The 16811-nt window shown below is 62.3% G+C and carries 17 protein-coding genes; 9 read left to right on the top strand and 8 right to left on the bottom strand.

All coding sequences use genetic code 11. From position 1 onward, the window contains the following. Positions 1-71: 71 nt before the first annotated feature. From HX821_RS24460 to HX821_RS24485, 6 genes are all read right to left on the bottom strand, one after another. The gene (locus HX821_RS24460; RefSeq protein ID WP_003208292.1) at positions 72-464 is read right to left on the bottom strand and encodes a Rid family hydrolase; all 393 of its coding nucleotides are present in this window, start codon (positions 462-464) and stop codon (positions 72-74) included. 8 nt (positions 465-472) lie between these two features. Continuing rightward, the gene (locus tag HX821_RS24465) at positions 473-1822 is read right to left on the bottom strand and encodes an MFS transporter (RefSeq protein WP_008433139.1); all 1350 of its coding nucleotides are present in this window, start codon (positions 1820-1822) and stop codon (positions 473-475) included. A 91-nt stretch (positions 1823-1913) separates the two neighbouring features. Beyond that, complete coding sequence (locus HX821_RS24470; protein WP_003208289.1) at positions 1914-2627, bottom strand: SDR family NAD(P)-dependent oxidoreductase; 714 nt, start codon at positions 2625-2627, stop codon at positions 1914-1916. A 13-nt stretch (positions 2628-2640) separates the two neighbouring features. Next, entirely contained in the window at positions 2641-3924 is a 1284-nt protein-coding gene (locus HX821_RS24475; RefSeq protein ID WP_177036604.1) for an NAD(P)/FAD-dependent oxidoreductase, read from the bottom strand. Positions 3925-4035: 111 nt separating this feature from the next. Beyond that, positions 4036-4962: a LysR family transcriptional regulator gene (locus HX821_RS24480; RefSeq protein ID WP_003208286.1), complete on the bottom strand. Its 927-nt coding sequence runs from the start codon at positions 4960-4962 to the stop codon at positions 4036-4038. Between the two features lie 59 nt (positions 4963-5021). Further along, entirely contained in the window at positions 5022-6227 is a 1206-nt protein-coding gene (locus HX821_RS24485; protein WP_177036606.1) for a DUF1835 domain-containing protein, read from the bottom strand. A gap of 193 nt (positions 6228-6420) precedes the next feature. Between HX821_RS24485 and HX821_RS24490 the strand changes: the two genes are divergently transcribed. From HX821_RS24490 to fetB, 3 genes are all read left to right on the top strand, one after another. Then, positions 6421-6885, top strand: coding sequence for a metallophosphoesterase family protein (locus HX821_RS24490; RefSeq protein ID WP_003208282.1), 465 nt, complete (start codon positions 6421-6423; stop codon positions 6883-6885). Between the two features lie 284 nt (positions 6886-7169). Further along, complete coding sequence (locus HX821_RS24495; protein ID WP_102605954.1) at positions 7170-7847, top strand: ATP-binding cassette domain-containing protein; 678 nt, start codon at positions 7170-7172, stop codon at positions 7845-7847. Next, a complete protein-coding gene (fetB, locus tag HX821_RS24500) occupies positions 7844-8638 on the top strand; it encodes an iron export ABC transporter permease subunit FetB (protein WP_003208279.1) in 795 nt (264 codons plus the stop codon). Before HX821_RS24495 ends, fetB begins: the two co-directional genes overlap by 4 nt. 61 nt (positions 8639-8699) lie before the next feature. Here fetB and HX821_RS24505 read toward each other — a convergent pair whose 3' ends face one another. Both HX821_RS24505 and HX821_RS24510 read right to left on the bottom strand, forming a co-directional pair. Continuing rightward, entirely contained in the window at positions 8700-9746 is a 1047-nt protein-coding gene (locus tag HX821_RS24505) for an L-idonate 5-dehydrogenase (protein ID WP_177036607.1), read from the bottom strand. Between the two features lie 13 nt (positions 9747-9759). After that, entirely contained in the window at positions 9760-10533 is a 774-nt protein-coding gene (locus tag HX821_RS24510; RefSeq protein ID WP_087692542.1) for a glucose 1-dehydrogenase, read from the bottom strand. A 191-nt stretch (positions 10534-10724) separates the two neighbouring features. Here HX821_RS24510 and HX821_RS24515 point away from each other — a divergent pair, with 191 nt between their 5' ends. The 6 genes from HX821_RS24515 (at position 10725) to HX821_RS24540 (ending at position 16768) form a co-directional block, all read left to right on the top strand. Continuing rightward, positions 10725-11597, top strand: a complete 873-nt coding sequence (locus HX821_RS24515) for a LysR family transcriptional regulator (RefSeq protein ID WP_003208273.1) — start codon at positions 10725-10727, stop codon at positions 11595-11597. A gap of 125 nt (positions 11598-11722) precedes the next feature. Continuing rightward, positions 11723-12343, top strand: coding sequence for a glutathione S-transferase family protein (locus HX821_RS24520; protein ID WP_087692541.1), 621 nt, complete (start codon positions 11723-11725; stop codon positions 12341-12343). Positions 12344-12509: 166 nt separating this feature from the next. Beyond that, positions 12510-13427 (top strand): LysR family transcriptional regulator, encoded by a 918-nt coding sequence (locus HX821_RS24525; protein ID WP_003208270.1) that lies wholly within the window; start codon positions 12510-12512, stop codon positions 13425-13427. After that, positions 13427-14326, top strand: a complete 900-nt coding sequence (locus HX821_RS24530; protein WP_177036609.1) for a LysR family transcriptional regulator — start codon at positions 13427-13429, stop codon at positions 14324-14326. Before HX821_RS24525 ends, HX821_RS24530 begins: the two co-directional genes overlap by 1 nt. Before the next feature lie 2 nt (positions 14327-14328). Beyond that, on the top strand, positions 14329-15294 hold the full coding sequence (locus HX821_RS24535; protein ID WP_177036611.1) for a pyridoxamine 5'-phosphate oxidase family protein: 966 nt from the start codon (positions 14329-14331) through the stop codon (positions 15292-15294). A gap of 133 nt (positions 15295-15427) precedes the next feature. Continuing rightward, positions 15428-16768, top strand: a complete 1341-nt coding sequence (locus HX821_RS24540; RefSeq protein ID WP_177036613.1) for a sorbosone dehydrogenase family protein — start codon at positions 15428-15430, stop codon at positions 16766-16768. The last annotated feature ends 43 nt before the right edge of the window (positions 16769-16811 follow it).

Here is a 16811-nt window from a genome sequence, read left to right on the forward strand (position 1 = left end):
TATTGCTATGGATATAACCGGGACCAAAAAAAACCGCGGCCCAAGCCGCGGTTTTTTACTCATCGCCTGGGTCAATCGGCAACGATGGCGTACGTTTCGATTTCGACTTTCTGCCAGGGGCGCAGCATCGAATCCACCTGAATCAGGCTGCTGGCCGGGCGAATGGCGTCGAACACCTCGCTGTGTGCCTTGGCGACGGAGGCGGCATCGTTGATATCCCGCAGGTAGACCACGGTGCGCACTACGTCTTCAGGGCCCATGCCCGCCTCGGCCAACACCTTGTTGACGGTGACGAGAATGGCCTGGGCCTGTTCGTAAGCATTGCTGTGTTCGTAATCGGGTGAGGCGCAGGTGCCGGAGATGTGCAGGTGGTTGCCCACGCGAACGGCGCGGGAATAACCGAACACGTTTTCGTACTGACCGCCCGAGGAAATAGTTTGCCGCGCTGTGGTTTTACTGGTCATGGTGGTTCTCATGTTGGGAGGGGTTTACCGGTGGAGTCCTTGACGAACAGGATCGAAATCAGGCCGACCACGGCACCGCCGATCAGGTACCAGGCGGGAATCATCTGGTTGCCGGTGATCGATATCAGCCAGGTATTGATCAGCGGGGCCGTGCCTCCGAACAGCGAGACCGCGACGTTGTAGCTCAAGGCGAGGGCGCTGTAGCGCACGCGGGCCTTGAACAGCGAAGTCATGGTGGCCGGCATCGCTCCTTCAAAAAACAACTGGGCGAGGGTCAGGATCAGCAGGGCGGCCAGCAGCAACCCGACACTCTGGGTATGCAGCAGCATGAAGCAGGGGAACGCCATGACGATCAGCAGCACGCAGCCGGTAATGATCATCCGGTTCCGGCCCAGTCGGTCGGCCAGCAAGCCTGAAACCGGGATCAACACCAGCATGAACAGCGTCGCGGCCATCCCCAGGTTCCTGGCGAACGTATTGCTGTACCCGAGTACGTTTTCCAGATAACCCGGGATGTACCCGAGGATGATGTAGTAGGTCACGTTGAACACGGTGACCAGGCCCATGCATTGCAGGATTTTCGGCCATTCGTTGACCAGTAAGCTGAACAGGCTGGGTTCGGCGCCCGTCGCCTTTCGCAGTTTTTCGTTGGCCTGGATTTCCTTGAACACTGGTGTTTCTTCCAGGCCAAGGCGCAAGTAGAGGGCGATCAGGCCGAGCAGGCCGCCAATCGCAAAGGGCACGCGCCAGCCCCAGTCCTGCATGGCTTGTTCGCCCAGGCCCAGGGTAAACAGGCTGACCACTGCACCGCCCAGCAGGAACCCGGAGATATTGCCGAATTCCAGCCAACTGGTGAAAAAGCTGCGTCGCTCGTCCGGCGAATGCTCGGCGATGAACGTGCAGGAGCCGCCGTACTCGCCACCCGCCGACAGGCCCTGGAGCAGACGCATGAGAATCAACAGGACGGGCGCAAACAGGCCGATGCTCGCGTAACTCGGGATCAAGGCAATGGCGAAGGTTGCGACGGCCATCAGCGTGATGCTCAGCGACAGCGCCGTGCGCCGGCCAAACTTGTCGCCGATGGGACCGAACACCAGGCTGCCCAGTGGCCGAATCAGGAAGCCCGCCGCGAAGGTGGCGTAGATCGCCATCAACTGGGTGGTCGGGTTGTCGTTGTGGAAGAACGTCTTGCCGATGATGCCGGCGAGAGAGGAGTAGAGCGCAAAGTCGAACCATTCGACCATATTGCCCAGTGTCACGCCGACGACCGCTTTGGTCAGCCGTTTGCGTGAGGGTTCAGCCGATGCACGGTCGGCGGGAAACCCTTGATGAATCGAGGAAGCGTGAACTTCGCCCATGATATTGCCCTCTGGAATAATTGTAGTGAGGCAGCAGTCAATAGGGAGTGGCAGGCCCACGTCTGATGCGCGGGGCCTGCGGAGGCTGGGGTCATCGCATATACACGCCCCCGGCGATGCACAATGATTCGCCTGTTATGTAGGAGGGTTTGGCGCTCAGTTGCCAGACCCAGTCGGCGATTTCTTCGACCCGCGCGGCGCGTTTCAAGGGGATCGATTCGATGGCGGCCTCGATGCGCCCGCCGGCACGGGTGCCTTCGGTGTCCACCCAGCCCGGGGCCAGTGCGTTGACCACAATATTGTCGCCGGCCAGTTCGATGGCCAGGGAGCGGGTCATCGACACCACAGCAGCCTTGGAGGCGCTGTAGAGCAACTGGTTTTTCGACACGGTGAACGCATCCACCGAGGCGAAGAACACGATAGCGCCTCCGCCGGCGGCTTTCAGGTGACGGGTGCCGATACGTGCGATGTTCAGTGAGCCCAGCACGTTGATGTCGAATATCTTGCGGTACAGCGCTTCGCTGAAGCTATCCAGGGATGACGTGGGAAAGATCCCCGCCGCATTCACTACGGCTCGCAGCGGTGCCTTGCCGTCCAGGGCGGCATCGAGGGTACGGGCCAGTGTGGCCTCCTGGGTGATGTCGCCGACCACTGGCGAAAACAAGGGGCTCGCCGGCTGTGTGCTGGGTGTTACGTCCACAGCGACGACGTGCCAGCCTTCAGCCTGAAAGCGCTGTGCGACGGCCTGGCCCATGCCCGAGGAAGTCCCGGTAACGATAACGCTGGAGTGCGGTGCAGTGTTCATAAGGGCTATCCGATCAGGCGTATTGAGGAAGAGGGGTGCCGGGTTGCAGAGCCAGTTCCAGCACATCCAGTTGGCGCTGGGTGTCCTGGTAGTTGCTCAGCCATTCGCGCTTGACGATATCGATGCGTGAGTCGGCCGGCTGCAACTGGGCAAACTTCGCCGCCAGGCTTTGCATGCCACGCTCGCGCAGGGTGAGAAAGCGCATCACTAGCCGGGTCTGCTCGCAATACACCGGCCATTGCGGGCCACGTGGGGCGCCCAGGCCGATGTAGAACAGGCCTTCCAGGTTGGTCGGCAAGGTCATCGCGGCGGTCCGCAGCGGAACACCGTCGCGCCATTGCAGCAGGCGTTCATCGAGGAACGGCAGGCGCGTGTTGAAACCGGTAGCCCAGACGATGGTGTCGTAATCGACCTGGCTGCCATCGGTGAACGTGACAGTCTTGCCCTGGATGTTCTCGATACCCGGTGCGACCTTGATTCGGCCGTGCTGGATCCAGTACAGCAGCAAGGTGTTGACCACCGGCGGTTGCGCATCCAGGTCGTAGGTATCCGGCGCCGGTAGCCCGGGGTAATTCTTGTGGGTGCCGACGCTGGCCATGATCAGTATGTTCATGAGCATGTTCTGCTGTTCTGGCGGCAATTGCCCCAGCAGCGGCAGCTCGCCCCGGGGCAGGCCGAACAGGGTCTTGGGCTGGAACAGCTGGCCGCGTCGGATCGCAATGGTGGTGTCCAGGCGAGCCTGGGCGGCATCTACTGCGAGGTCGCATCCGGAGTTGCCAAACCCCACCACCAGCACCTTGCCTTGCACCTGCTGCACATTGCGGTATTCGCCGGAGTGAATCGACACGCCGGTGAACCCCTTGCTTACTTGCGGGATCTTGCAATCCCACAGGTGACCGTTGGCCACCAGCACGCCGCTGTAGTGTTTGTGGGTGCCGTCTGCCAGGGTCACCTGCCAGCCCGCTTCGCCGTTCTCGTCCAGGGGCTTCAGGCTGCGCACTTCGGTGTTGAAGGTGATCTTTTCGCGCAGGCCGAAGGTGTCGGTGTAGGCGTTCATGTACGCCTTGACCTGATCGCGGCTCGGGTACACCGGATAGTCAGCGGGCATCGGGAACCCGTCAAAGAAGGAACTGCTCTTGGGGGTGATCAGGTGCAAGGCATCGTAGTCGCTGTTCCAGTGACCGCCGATGTTCGCGGACTTTTCGAAGCAGTCCACCTCGAAACCGGCGTCGGTCATGGTCTTCAGCGCCGCCAGCCCTGCGGCCCCGGCACCAATGATGCAGTAGTGATTGGACATGCTGGCTCCCCATTCAAGCGCCTGTTGTGGCGTCGGTGGCTGGAGTATCCCGCTCGGCAAGAGGTGGATGAATGGGCTAAGTCATGTGTTTCCTATAGGTGATCCCTATGGCTAGAGCGTCTCCAGGTGCGCATACAGGTTCTGGATGCGGCTCAAGTGGCTGCGCATCAGGTTGATCAGCACCCGGGTGGGCGGCGAAATAGGCGTGTCGTGGCGATGGATAAAGCCGAATACCTCGAAGATCGCCGGGCTGATCGGCACCCAGCCCAAGCGATCATTGAAGCCCAGCTGATGCAGGATCGGGCGCGTGGCAATCACATCGCCGAGCCCGCGCGCAGCCAGCTCGAAGCCGGTGATCTGGTGCTCCACTTCGATGATCGGGTCCAGCACCTCGCCGCCCTTGGACGCCAATTGCCCCAACAACCGGCGAATCGGGTCGGCGGTGCGCCAGCGCGCCTCGGTGAGAATCAACGGTGCCACCGCCAGGTCGCTGATGGTTTTCGGGCCCTTGAGTCGCTCCGGGTCGGCACTGATATAGCCGACCTGGGCCGACCAGACCGGCTCGCTGACGGTCAGGTTCTGCTGCTTGATCGGCAGCATCACCAGCCCCGCTTCAATTTCGCCCTGGCTCACCAGCTCGGCGATTTCCGAGGAGTTGTAGCCGACGATCTTGATCCGCATATCCGGGTGCTGGGTGCGGAACTGCTCGATCAGGTCCGTGAGGAAATAGTGGTGGGCGGTGCCGAAGGTGCCAAAACTGGCCACGCCACCGGACAGTTCACGCACAGCCTGCACCGCTTCATAGCCCTGGCGTGCTGACGTCACCATGCCTTGTGCAAATGGCTGCAGGCGGCGTCCGGCTTCGGTGAGCATCAGTCGGCGATTGGTGCGGATGAACACGTGGGTACCCAGGTGCTCCTCCAGCCGCAGGATCTGCTCGGACAATGAGGGTTGGGAAATATGCAGGCTTTCCGCCGCCTTGGAGAACGTACCGTGCTCGATGGCGGCGAGAAAGTAGTTGAGCTGTTGTAAGGTCATCGCGCTGAACCGTTACCTGTTTGGCTCAACATGACACAGATCAAAGCTGTCGCGAAGAATCAATCACGCCATACGGGCATGCCATGTTCGTCAATTGTCCAGTGCGGGTGGCGCGGTCGCAGGCAGACGCCACCTACCCAGCGTTCTTCCGTTGCATGATCCGGCCAGTAGGCTGCGCCGTTCAGAACCTGGCGACCCAGCGCAGTCAGCGCCAACACCCGCTGTGGCCATGGCAACTGGGCCCCGGACTCGATCAACAGGGGATTCTCGCCATCGATCAACGGCCGCATCAGCGCATGAAACATCATGTCTCCCAGGTACGGCAGCGGTTCACGCTTGCCCATCAGCTCGGCGAACACCCGGCCAAACGGCACCGGTCCGGCTTCATCCACGTATTGCAGGGACAGGCGCTCGGTCAGGGACAAACCGTCCTGCACACCTGGTAACTCCTGCAACTGTCGGCGCAATGCCGGGGCCAGGAAGGGCAGGGAGGTGGAGCTACTCCGGGCCAGTTCCGCCAGCGTGATCGGCGAGCTGGCGCAATACGCCAGCCAGGCCTGTCGCGCCAGTTGCAGCATGTCCTCGTCGACCTGTCGGCGCTGCGGCCACAACCACGCCAATACTTCAGGCGCCAGTTGGCCGATGCCGATAAAACGCTGCACGCCGGGGATACGATCGACTTCGATCAACTCCAGTTTTTCAGGCAGATGCTCAAGCCCAGCCAGCGCGCGAATCAGGAACAATTGATCGTACGCATCCGCCTCACACCACAACACGCTGTGGCCGGCGCTGCCCAGTTGTTCAAGATGGTGATATTCGTCCGCATGCCGGCGCGCCACTTCGGCCTCATCCATGGCAAACACCTGGCTGATATAGCGGCTGCGAACGGCCTGGTATTGCTCGGCAGGCAGGTCCTGCACCGGGCCCATGCACAATGGGTCAATCAGCATCCGGAAGCAGCCCTTGAACCCCGCCACGCCCAAGCTGTGGGCGATATCGTTGCCGCAGCGCCAGTGAGTGGTGCGGGCTTCATCGCTGGCGTCGAAACCTGGATGGCGGGCGGCAAAATCCACCGCATCGACGTGGGCCTTGAGCTTGGGCCAGCTGGGAAAACCGAGTTCCTTGGCGATCGACCATTGGGCATCGGATAAGGTGGGGGTTGCGGCGGCATCGGCGCTTTTCAGGCGCTGCAAAAGTTCCTTGGCGCGCTTGCGTTGCTGCTCAAGGTTGATACGGCCGTTAGTGGACGAGAATGATTGCGACATACGATCTCCTTGTACAAACCTTGTCCGCTTTAAGGTTGGGAGTCGTAGAAATGTGATATTCAGTCAAGGTCTTGGGCGCAGCCCTTTCCGCGGATGGTGGCGTAGATGGCGCCAGGCGGGAAATATAGGCAGTGCAATGATTGATTGCAAGCCGCCCGGTGGATCGCGCCGGGGTTTTGCACAGGAGACGTTCATGAAAGTTGGTGTGATTTCCGATACCCACGGCTTGCTCCGTGCCGAGGCCCTGGCGGCCCTGGAAGGGTGCGAGCAGATTGTTCACGCCGGGGACATCGGTAGCCCGGAGATCCTTGAGTTGCTGGCCTCGATTGCGCCATTGCATGTGGTGCGCGGCAATAACGACCTCGACGCCGCGTGGGCAGAGCATTTGGCTGATCGGCTGGATTTTGACTTGAACGGCTGGCGGGCGTTGCTGGTGCATGACATTGCCGATGTGCCGAAGGAGCTTGATCCGGGCATCCGGCTGGTGATCACTGGCCACTCTCACAAACCATTGATCGAGTGGCACGGCGAGCGGCTGTTTCTCAACCCTGGCAGTGCAGGGCGGCGACGTTTCAAGTTGCCGGTGACCCTGGCGTTGCTTGAGGTGCGCGAGAAATCCATCAAGCCGCGCCTGGTGTCGCTGGAGCCCAAGCGCTGAAGAACATCTGAGGCGAGGGGGCTTGTTGTGGTGAGGGAGCTGCTGTAGCGAAGGAGCTGCTGTAGCGAGGGAGCTTGCTGTGGTGAGGGAGCTTGCTGTGGCGAGGGAGCTTGCTCCCGCTGGGCTGCGCAGCAGCCCCAAGAAATTAACGGTGTTTTTTCAGGTGTATCGCAGTGGCTTTATTGGGGCCGCTTCGCAGCCCAGCGGGAGCAAGCTCCCTCGCCACGGGGGACGTGCCCTGTCTTACCATTGCGTCTGAATCAGGAACAAGGATCATTAACGCCATGAGCGTATTAGTCGAAACCCGGGCGCTCACGCGGATGGACGAGCGCCGCCAGCTGCAACTGCTGCAGCCCACGAACTTCCAGCTGCACCGCGCCGACCGCCTATCCATCACCGGTTCATCGGGCTCCGGCAAAAGTGTATTCCTTCGGGCACTCGCCTTGCTCGACGCGCCGACCTCAGGGGATATCCTCTGGAACGGGCAGCCCATCGCCAACGCGCAAGTCCCGCAGTATCGCAGTCGCATCAGCTACCTCTCCCAACGCCCGGCGCTGATCGAAGGCACGGTGGAAGACAACTTGCGTTTCCCCTACAGCCTCAAAGCCTTGCATCACCTGAGTTTCGACCCGCAGGCGGTCAAGGCGCTGCTGGCCCACGCGGGCAAGGAATCGGGTTTTCTGGCAAAAAATGCCGGGGATTTATCCGGTGGTGAGTCCCAGGTGGTGTCACTGATCCGTACCCTGCAACTCAATCCCGATGTGTTGTTGCTGGACGAACCTACCGCCGCTCTTGACCCGGCCTCGTCCGGGGAGGTCGAGGCGTTGATCAGTGCCTGGGCCGAAGCGGATAGCGCTCACGCCTATATCTGGGTGTCCCACGACCTTGAGCAGGCGCAACGCATGAGCACCACCCATTTGCATATGGACGCCGGCGTGCTGACAGGGGGCGTGCAGCCATGAATTATCACGACCTCACGGCACTGGACATGGCCATCGCCGCCTCGCTGATCCTGATCAACGGTGCGCTGTCGCTGTTGTTGCGGCTGGGGCTGGAGCGTCAGCTGTTCTGGGCGGCTGTGCGCACGGTGGTGCAGTTGTTGGCGATCGGTTACCTGCTGGGCTGGGTCTTTGAATTTGCCTACTGGTATGTGGTGCTGCCGCTGATGTGCCTGATGACTCTGATCGCCGGGCTCTCGGCTGCCGGGCGTGGGAAGCGGACCTATGCGGGGCAGCGGGCCGACAGCATTGTGTCGGTGTGGGGCAGTTCCTGGTTGGTGACGGCTGTTGGCCTGTTCGCGATTATCCGGATTCACCCGTGGTACGAGCCGCAGTATGCGATTCCGATCCTTGGGATGATTCTGGGTAATACGCTTACCGGGGTGTCTCTGGGGATTGAGCGTATGACTCAGGAGCTGACCTCCGGTCGCAATACCATCGAGATGATTCTGGCCCTCGGTGGTTCACGCTGGGAGGCGGCGCAGGATGCGATTCGCCAGGCTGTGCGGGCCGGGATGATTCCGACGTTGAACCAGATGACGGTGGTGGGGATTGTGAGCTTGCCGGGGATGATGACTGGCCAGGTGCTGGCCGGGGAAAGTCCGGTGGACGCGGTGCGTTATCAGATTGTGATCATGTTTTTGATCGCTGCGTCGTCGGCGTTGGGCACCGTAGGTGCGGTGTTGCTCACCTACCGTCGACTGTTTTCAGCCAGCCATCGTTTCCTGCGGTTCAGGCTCGAAGAGCGGGTGTAGCGCAGGCACCATCGGATCCCCAAAATGCACCGCAACCCTGTGGGAGCTGTCGAGATCCGGTTCAATCACCCACGCCAAAATCCAGCAGTACCTTCATCGCCCGGCTCTTGTCTGCCGCCAGCTCAAAGGCCTGCACCGCCTCGCTGAACGGCACGGTGTGGGAGATCACCGGACGCACATCAATCACCTGGCGATTGAGCAAATCCACCGCTTGGGCAAACTCCGAATGGAAGCGGAAGGTGCCCCGCAAGTCGATCTCCCTGCTCACCAGCATATTCAACGGCAGCGAGACCTCGCCACCCAGACCTACCGTCACCAGCACGCTGCGCGGGGCCATGCACTCCAGGCCGTTGCGCAGGGCCTGGGCACTGCCGGAGACTTCGAACATCACGTCGAAGTAGCCTTTTTCGGCGGTATACCGCTTCAACGCGTCGGCGTCTTCCGCCAGGTTATGAGTACGGCTGGCGCCCATTTTTTCGGCGCAGGCCAAGGGCCCGGCAGCCAGGTCCACCGCAACAATTTCCCTCGCGCCCGCTGCCCGCAGGCTGCCGATCAACAGGTTGCCGATGGGCCCGCACCCGGTGACCAATACCCGTTTGCCGAACACCACCCCGGCACGCTGGATGGCATGCAAACCCACAGACAACGGTTCAGCCATTGCACCCTCGGCAAGGCTCACATGATCGGCCAGCAGATGCGCCTGGTGCGTTTCGATCACCAGGCTTTGTTGAAACGCACCCTGCACGTGAGGGAAGGGCATCGCGCTGCCGTAGAAACGCATGTTCAGGCAATGGTTCGGCAGCCCTTGATGGCAATAATGGCAACCCCCGCAAGGCCGCGACGGCGAGACCGACAAGCGTTGGCCAATCTTGAACGGCCCGTCTTCACGGCCTACCGCCTCGATCACCGCCGATACTTCGTGGCCGAGCACCATCGGCTCGCGCAACCGCACGGTGCCGAAGCCGCCGTGCTGGTAGTAATGCAGGTCCGAGCCGCAGATCCCGCCTCGGGCAATGCGCACCCGCAGTTGGTCGGGCGTCAGTGCCTGGGGTTCGGTTTGCGGTTCTACCCGCAGGTCTTTCGAGGCATGGCAGACAATCGCGTGCATGAAATTCTCCAGGTTACAGCGAGGCGGTGATGCCACCGTCCACGTACAGGATATGACCGTTGACGAAACTTGCCGCGTCGCTGGCAAGGAATACCGCAGCGCCCGCCAGTTCGGCGACGTCACCCCAGCGCCGGCTCGGTGTGCGCTGCACCAGCCAGTCGCTGAATTCGGGGTTGGCCACCAGGTTGGCGTTCAGTTCGGTCTTGAAATAGCCGGGGCCGATGCCATTCACCGTCAGCCCGTGGGGGCCCCAGTCGATGGCCATGCCTTTGGTGAGCATTTTCAGCGCGCCTTTGCTGGCGGCATACGGGGCGATGCCCGGGCGCCCCAGTTCGCTTTGCACCGAGCAGATATTGATGATGCGCCCCCGCTTGCGCGGGATCATCGCCCGGGCCACGGCTTGGCCGACCAGGAAGGCGCTGTCCAGGTTGGTGCTCATCAACTCGCGCCAGTGGGTTTCGCTGTAGTCCTCCAGCGGCCCGCGACGTTGCATGCCCGCGTTGTTGACGAGGATGTCCAGCGGGCCCAGGCGCTCTTCGATCTCCGCCACAGCGGCCAACACCGCCGCGCCGTCGGTGACATCGAACGCCTGGGTGTGCACCTCCAGGCCTTCCGCCGCCAGCAACGCGGCACTGTCACGCAAGGTGCTGCGGTTGCGCCCGTTGAGCACTACCCGTGCGCCAGCCTGGGCCAGGCCACGGGCGATGGCCAGGCCGATGCCGGCGCTGGAGCCGGTGATCAAGGCCAGGCGGCCATCGAGGCGGAAACTGTCTAAAACACGCTGCATGGGGCGATCTCCGAAGACTGAGACAGGTGATCAACACTATCAATCCGAGTGCGGGGCGCCGCTCTCATTGTTATACGTCAAACCCTGTCATATCGTGCATCACGGGCCTTACTTCAGCGCAGCCGGGGCCCGGCGTCCAATTTTCATTTGTGATGGGGTGATCAATAACCGTGATAACCGGAGCCAACCTGATGGAACTCAAGCACCTGCGTGCCTTTGTCGTGCTCGCCCAGGAACTGCATTTCGGCCGGGCGGCCGCGCAGTTGTCGATCGTTCAACCGGCGCTGAGCATGCAGATCAAACTGCTCGAAAGCGGCCTGGGCGTGCGCCTGCTCGACCGCAACCGGCACTCGGTCACACTGACGGAAGCCGGGCGGGTGTTTCTGCCGGAAGCCCTCGCCACCCTGCACCAGGCTGCCCGCGCCGCCGATGCCGCCCGGGCTTCGAACCGCGGGGAGATCGGCCGGGTGCGCCTGGGGTTTGTCTCGTCGGTATTGCCGCAATTGCTGCCCGGGTTGATTCGTGCGGTGCACCAGCGCTACCCGCGAATTGAACTGGAGCTCAAGGACATGCCCGGCCCGGATCAGGCGGCTGCGTTGAAAAACGGCCAGCTGGATTTCGGCCTGATGCGTTTGCCGGCGGCCTATCCCGGCGTGCAGACCCTTGAGGTGCTGCAGGAAAGCTTCGTGGTCGCCTTGCCCGGCGAGCATCCGTTGGCAACCCAGGAAACCATTCAGCCGACGGACTTGCTCAAGGTGCCGGTGTTCATCCTGGCCCGGCGTTATGCACCGGGTTTCTACGATGAATTCGTGCAGGCGATGGGCGTGCCGCTGGAGATCGCCTCCGAACTCGGCGAGTTCACCACCATGCTGGCGCTGGTCTCGGCCGGGCTGGGTGTGGGTGTGTTGCCGCTGCAGGCGGCCCGGGCGCTGCCGGCCAATTGCGTGTCCAGGCACCTGGCGTTGGGGGCGTTCCGGGCCAGAACCGGCCTGGCGTGGACCGAGCTCGACAGCCCGGTGAAAACCACCCTGTTCAACCTGATCGACGAGTTGTTTGGCGATTGATTGTTTCATCCGGTGAAATGCTGGATTGTAAAAACTGGCTATTCTGCTGTGTGCCGTAGCGGTGGAACATAAGCGTTATCGACCCGATCACCGGGTCGAGTCCCTGGCACATCGCGGAGCCCGTCATGATCAAACTGTACCGTTACCCCTTGTCTGGCCATTCCCACCGGGTTGAGTTGATGCTGTCGCTGCTGGGCGTGCCCGCTGAGCGGGTGCACGTCGATCTGAAGCAAGGCGCGCACAAAACCCCTGAGTTCCTGGCCACCCTCAACAGCTTCGGCCAGGTGCCGGTGATCGATGATAACGGTGTGGTGCTGGCGGACTCCAACGCGATCCTGGTGTACCTCGCCGGCCAATATGGCACCGCCCAGTGGCTGCCGACCGAGCCTTTGGCCCAGGCCCGTGTGCAGCGTTGGCTCTCGGCTGCGGCAGGACCACTGCACACCGGGCCGGCTGCGGCGCGATTGATCACTGTGTTCGGTGCCGCGCTGGATGCCGAGGCGACCATCAGCCGCTCCCACGCATTCCTCAAAGTGGTAGAGCACCAGTTGGAGCAGAGCCGTTTTCTCACCGGTGACCTGCCGACGATTGCCGATATCGCGCACTACACCTACATCGCCCATGCGCCGGAGGGGAATGTCGCGCTGGACGACTATCCGCAGGTTCGCGCCTGGCTGGGCAGTATCGAGGCGCTGCAGGGGTTTGTGGGTATGCAACGCACCGCTGTGGGCCTGGCGAAGGTTTGAAGATTTTGTGGCGAGGGAGCTTGCTCCCGCTGGACCGGGCTGGCGCTCCAGTGCGCAGCGCTCCCAGGATTTTGGGGCCGCTACGCTGCCCAGCGGGAGCAAGCTCCCTCGCCACAACCGCTCCCAAGCCACTGGTTTGGTGGACCACATTCGATTAAGGGGACTCATGGACCGTTTCCAGGAAATGCAGATTTTCCTCGCCGTCGCCGAAGAACAGGGCTTTGCCGCGGCGGCCCGGCGCCTGAACATCTCGCCCCCCAGCGTGACCCGCGCGATTGCCGCGATGGAGGCGCGTATTGGCACCCAGTTGCTTTCGCGCACCACCCGCAGCCTGCACCTGAGCGAGGCCGGCCAGCGTTACCTCGACGATTGCCGGCGTATCCTCGCGGAGTTGACTGAGGCCGAAGAAGCGGCAGCAGGCAGCTTCTCGATCCCGTGGGGGCACCTGACGGTCACCGCGCCGGTGTTGTTCGGCGAGTTGTTCGTCGCGCCAATCCTGGGGGAGTACCTGGACCTGTTTGCCCAGGTCAGCATCAACGCCTTGCTGGTGGACCGTGTGGTCAACATGACCGATGAAGGCGTCGATGTGGCCGTGCGCATCGGGCATTTGCAGGAACCCGGCCAGCAGGCGATCAAGGTCGGCGAGGTGCGTCGCGTAGTGTGCGCGGCGCCGGCTTACCTTGAGCGGCACCGGCCACTGCACCCCGGGCAACTGCGTGAGGCGAAGATTGTCACGTCGTCTTCCAGCCAGTTGGTCAGCGAATGGCAGTTCAGGGAAGGCGGCCAGCCGTTGAGCGTGGCCGTTGAGCCGCGCCTGGTAGTCACCGCCAACAACGCGGCGATCAACCTCGCGCGCCTGGGCTGGGGCGTCACACGGGTGTTGTCTTATCAGGTGGCCAGCGATGTGCGTGCAGGCGCACTGGAGATCATCCTGCAAGACTTCGAACCGCCGGCCTTGCCGATCCATGTGGTGTTCCAGAACAACGCCCGGGTACCGGCGAAGGTCAACACGTTCGTGGATTTTCTGGTCAGTCGGCTGGGGCAGGATGCTGCGCTCAACCCATCGATGCAGCGGCCGGCCTGATGGACCGTTATCGCGACATGCAGATCTTCCAGGCGCTGTCCCGGCAGCCGAGCCTGGCCGCGGCTGCCCGCTCCCTGGGCATCTCGGGGCCCACTGTGATCCGCGCGATTGACCGGCTGGAGACACGCTTGCGGGTGCCATTGGTACAGCGCAGCACCCGGGGCATTCGCCTCACCGAAGCCGGGGCGACGTTCATGGCCGACTGTTCGCGGATCCTTGACGGCGTGAGCGCCGCCGAAGCATCTGCCCAGGGTGCGCACGCGCAGGCCGAGGGAAACCTGCGGGTGTTTTTTCCGTTGCTGTTCAGCCGTTATGTGATGGCGCCGCTGTTGGCCGGCTACCTGGAGCGCTATCCCGGAGTTCGCCTGTTTGCCCATTACCACGATCATTATCCGAACCTGAATGAAGACGGCCTGGACGTGGCAGTCCTGGTGGGGGAACTGCCCGGTTCATCCCTGATTGCCCGGCCCGTGGGCCATGTGCGCAACATCGTCTGCGCCAGCCCCGGCTATCTGCAAAGCCATGGCGAACCGGTGCAACCGGAGGCGCTCAAGGAGCATCGGCTGGTCGCCAGCCAGGCGTATTCGAATTGGGTGCAGTGGGATTTCCAGGGCGCCAGCATCAAGGCCCGGGCGCGTCTCGGTTGCACCACGGTGCAGGGCGCGATCAATGCGGCGGTGCAGGGCGCAGGGTTGATCCGGTGCTTGAGCTACCCGGTGCACGAGCACCTGGCGAGCGGGCAACTGTGTCGAGTATTGCAGGCCTATGAACCGCCGCCGCTGCCGGTGCATGTGGTCTACCGCGAAGGGCGCAACGCTTCGATGCGGGTGCGCAGTTTTGTCGATTTCAGCGTGGCGGCATTGCGTGAACATCCGGCGTTTCATTCACCGAGGGCTTGATCATGAATCACCAGGACGCGTCCCCCGTTTCGCCATGGCATGCCGGCGAGCGGCAGTTGCAGCAAAGTGCCGGCGTGGCCGAGCGCATGGAGGTGATCGGCGCGAAGGTGATACGGGATCACTTGCCGGAGCAGCATCGGGCTTTTTATGAGTTGTTGCCCTATCTGGTCGTGGGGGCCGTGGATGAGCAGGGGCTGCCCTGGGCCACGCTGCTGGAGGGCACGCCGGGGTTTGCGTATTCGCCGGACCCCTACAGCTTGCGTATCGACAGCCTGCCTGCGGAGAGTGACCCCGCCGGGAGCGGGCTGAAACAAGGCGCGTCGGTCGGGCTGTTGGGCATTGACCTGAATACGCGGCGGCGTAATCGCATGAACGGGGTTATCGGGGCTGCCGGCGTCGACGGATTTACCGTGGCGGTGGTGCACACGTTTGGAAATTGCCCGAAGTACATCCAGTTGCGTGCGGTGGATCCGGGCGCCCGGGGGCAGCGCGCTGCGGGAGGTATTGTGCGGCGCGCGAACTCGCTCGATGACGCTGAGCGGGCGCTGATTCGCAGCGCTGATACGTTTTTCGTCGCCAGCTATGTGGACCTGGAAGGAGATGCGGCCAAGCGTTCGGTGGACGTTTCACACCGAGGCGGCAACAGTGGGTTTGTGCGCGTGGAGGGAGAGGTGCTGACGATTCCCGATTTTACCGGCAACTCGTTTTTCAACACCTTGGGCAATGTGCAGGTCAACCCGGTTGCGGGCTTGCTGTTTGTGGATTTTGCTACGGGTGATGTGTTGCAGGTGGCCGGGCGGGCCGAGGTGATTCTTGAAGGAGATGAACTGGCCACGTTCGAGGGGGCTGAGCGGTTGTGGAAGGTGACCGTGGAACACGTGGTCCGAAGGGATGCGGTGCTGGCGCTGCGTTGGCAGTTCGAGGGGTTTTCTCCCTACAGCCTGGCGTTGGGGCCGTGGAAAGCCTGAGAGTGCTGCCGAGCCACTCGTGCGACTGAGTTAAAACTCAATTGCGCGGTAGGCGGTGTTTGGTGTCGGGGAATGACGCGATACTCCGTCGGGTTTTTGCCTGCCCAATAAAGGGCTGTCCCGAGGTTTCCCAATGAATGCACCAAGCCGCCTTGCGCTGCTGATCACCGCCACGGCTGCCCTCAGCGCCTGTGGCGATTCCTCCAAACTGCCGTTTCAGGCCGGTGTGGGGCCAAGCCCGCAACTGCCCGAACCCACTGCATCACTGATCCCGACACTCAAGGTTTCCAAGGCTGTCGGCTGGCCCGGTAATGCCCAGCCAACGGCGCCCGATGGGTTCACGGTAACGGCGTTGGCCGCGGACCTTGACCATCCGCGCTGGGTGTACACCTTGCCCAATGGCGACGTGCTGGTAGCCGAGAGTAACCATCCGCCCATGCCTGAAGGTGCCACGGACGGCGGCACGGGTTTGCTCGCCTGGGCGCGTCGTACCGCGATGGGGTTTGTGATGGGGCGGGTCGGTGCCGATACGCCGAGCGCCGACCGGATCACGCTGCTGCGGGACGCCGACGGTGATGGGCGTGCCGAGGTTAAGAGTGAGTTTCTCGGTGGGCTGACGTCGCCGTTTGGCATGGCGTTGGTGGGGGATGAGTTGTATATCGGCAATGCCGATGCGGTGGTCAAGGTGCCTTATGTTCGGGGCCAGACTCACATCGATGCCGTGCCGGTGAAGGTCACTGATCTGCCGGCCGGGATCAATCATCACTGGACCAAAAACGTCCTGGCCAATCCTGAGGGTACCAAGCTTTATGTGACCGTCGGGTCCAACAGCAATGTGGGTGAGAATGGGCTTGACGCCGAGGAAGGGCGTGCTGCGATCTGGGAGTTGGATCTTGCCAGTGGGCAGAAGCGTCTGTTCGCCAGTGGGTTGCGCAATCCCAATGGGCTGGCGTGGAAACCCGGCTCTACGCAGTTGTGGACGGTGGTCAACGAGCGCGACGAGATCGGCAGCGATCTGGTGCCGGATTACCTGACGTCGGTGCGGGACGGCGCGTTCTACGGTTGGCCGTGGAGTTATTACGGGGCTCACGTTGACAGCCGGGTGCAGCCGCCGCATCCGGACAAGGTCGCCCAGGCGATTGCACCGGACTACGCGCTGGGGACTCACGTTGCGCCGTTGGGCCTGACTTTTTCCGATGCGCGGGGGATGCCAGCGGTGTTTGCCGATGGGGTGTTTGTGGGGGAGCATGGATCCTGGAACCGTAATCCGCAGGCGGGGTACAAGGTGGTGTTTATTCCGTTCCGGGACGGAAAGCCGTCGGGTGTGCCTGTTGATTTCCTGACTGGGTTTTTAAATGGTGATGGAGAGGCTCAGGGGCGTCCGGTGGGTGTAGCGTTGGACGGGCAGGGCGCGTTGCTGGTGGCGGATGATGTGGGGAACAAGGTGTGGCGGGTGGCACGGGTAAGGCCTTAGGGTTTTGCTCTTACAGCGGCTCACGGTCCACTGTAGGAGCTGG

This window comes from Pseudomonas sp. B6001 (genome assembly GCF_013386015.1).
Lineage (GTDB): Bacteria > Pseudomonadota > Gammaproteobacteria > Pseudomonadales > Pseudomonadaceae > Aquipseudomonas.

Bases quoted from the DNA above. Each gene is read 5' to 3' on its own strand.
- HX821_RS24535 (WP_177036611.1), top strand. From the start codon at position 14,329: ATGAATCACCAGGACGCGTCCCCCGTTTCGCCATGGCATGCCGGCGAG.
- HX821_RS24460 (WP_003208292.1), bottom strand. From the start codon at position 464: ATGACCAGTAAAACCACAGCGCGGCAAACTATTTCCTCGGGCGGTCAG.
- HX821_RS24495 (WP_102605954.1), top strand. From the start codon at position 7,170: ATGAGCGTATTAGTCGAAACCCGGGCGCTCACGCGGATGGACGAGCGC.
- HX821_RS24470 (WP_003208289.1), bottom strand. From the start codon at position 2,627: ATGAACACTGCACCGCACTCCAGCGTTATCGTTACCGGGACTTCCTCG.
- fetB (WP_003208279.1), top strand. From the start codon at position 7,844: ATGAATTATCACGACCTCACGGCACTGGACATGGCCATCGCCGCCTCG.
- HX821_RS24480 (WP_003208286.1), bottom strand. From the start codon at position 4,962: ATGACCTTACAACAGCTCAACTACTTTCTCGCCGCCATCGAGCACGGT.
- HX821_RS24475 (WP_177036604.1), bottom strand. From the start codon at position 3,924: ATGTCCAATCACTACTGCATCATTGGTGCCGGGGCCGCAGGGCTGGCG.
- HX821_RS24515 (WP_003208273.1), top strand. From the start codon at position 10,725: ATGGAACTCAAGCACCTGCGTGCCTTTGTCGTGCTCGCCCAGGAACTG.
- HX821_RS24465 (WP_008433139.1), bottom strand. From the start codon at position 1,822: ATGGGCGAAGTTCACGCTTCCTCGATTCATCAAGGGTTTCCCGCCGAC.
- HX821_RS24490 (WP_003208282.1), top strand. From the start codon at position 6,421: ATGAAAGTTGGTGTGATTTCCGATACCCACGGCTTGCTCCGTGCCGAG.
- HX821_RS24530 (WP_177036609.1), top strand. From the start codon at position 13,427: ATGGACCGTTATCGCGACATGCAGATCTTCCAGGCGCTGTCCCGGCAG.
- HX821_RS24510 (WP_087692542.1), bottom strand. From the start codon at position 10,533: ATGCAGCGTGTTTTAGACAGTTTCCGCCTCGATGGCCGCCTGGCCTTG.
- HX821_RS24485 (WP_177036606.1), bottom strand. From the start codon at position 6,227: ATGTCGCAATCATTCTCGTCCACTAACGGCCGTATCAACCTTGAGCAG.
- HX821_RS24520 (WP_087692541.1), top strand. From the start codon at position 11,723: ATGATCAAACTGTACCGTTACCCCTTGTCTGGCCATTCCCACCGGGTT.
- HX821_RS24540 (WP_177036613.1), top strand. From the start codon at position 15,428: ATGAATGCACCAAGCCGCCTTGCGCTGCTGATCACCGCCACGGCTGCC.
- HX821_RS24525 (WP_003208270.1), top strand. From the start codon at position 12,510: ATGGACCGTTTCCAGGAAATGCAGATTTTCCTCGCCGTCGCCGAAGAA.
- HX821_RS24505 (WP_177036607.1), bottom strand. From the start codon at position 9,746: ATGCACGCGATTGTCTGCCATGCCTCGAAAGACCTGCGGGTAGAACCG.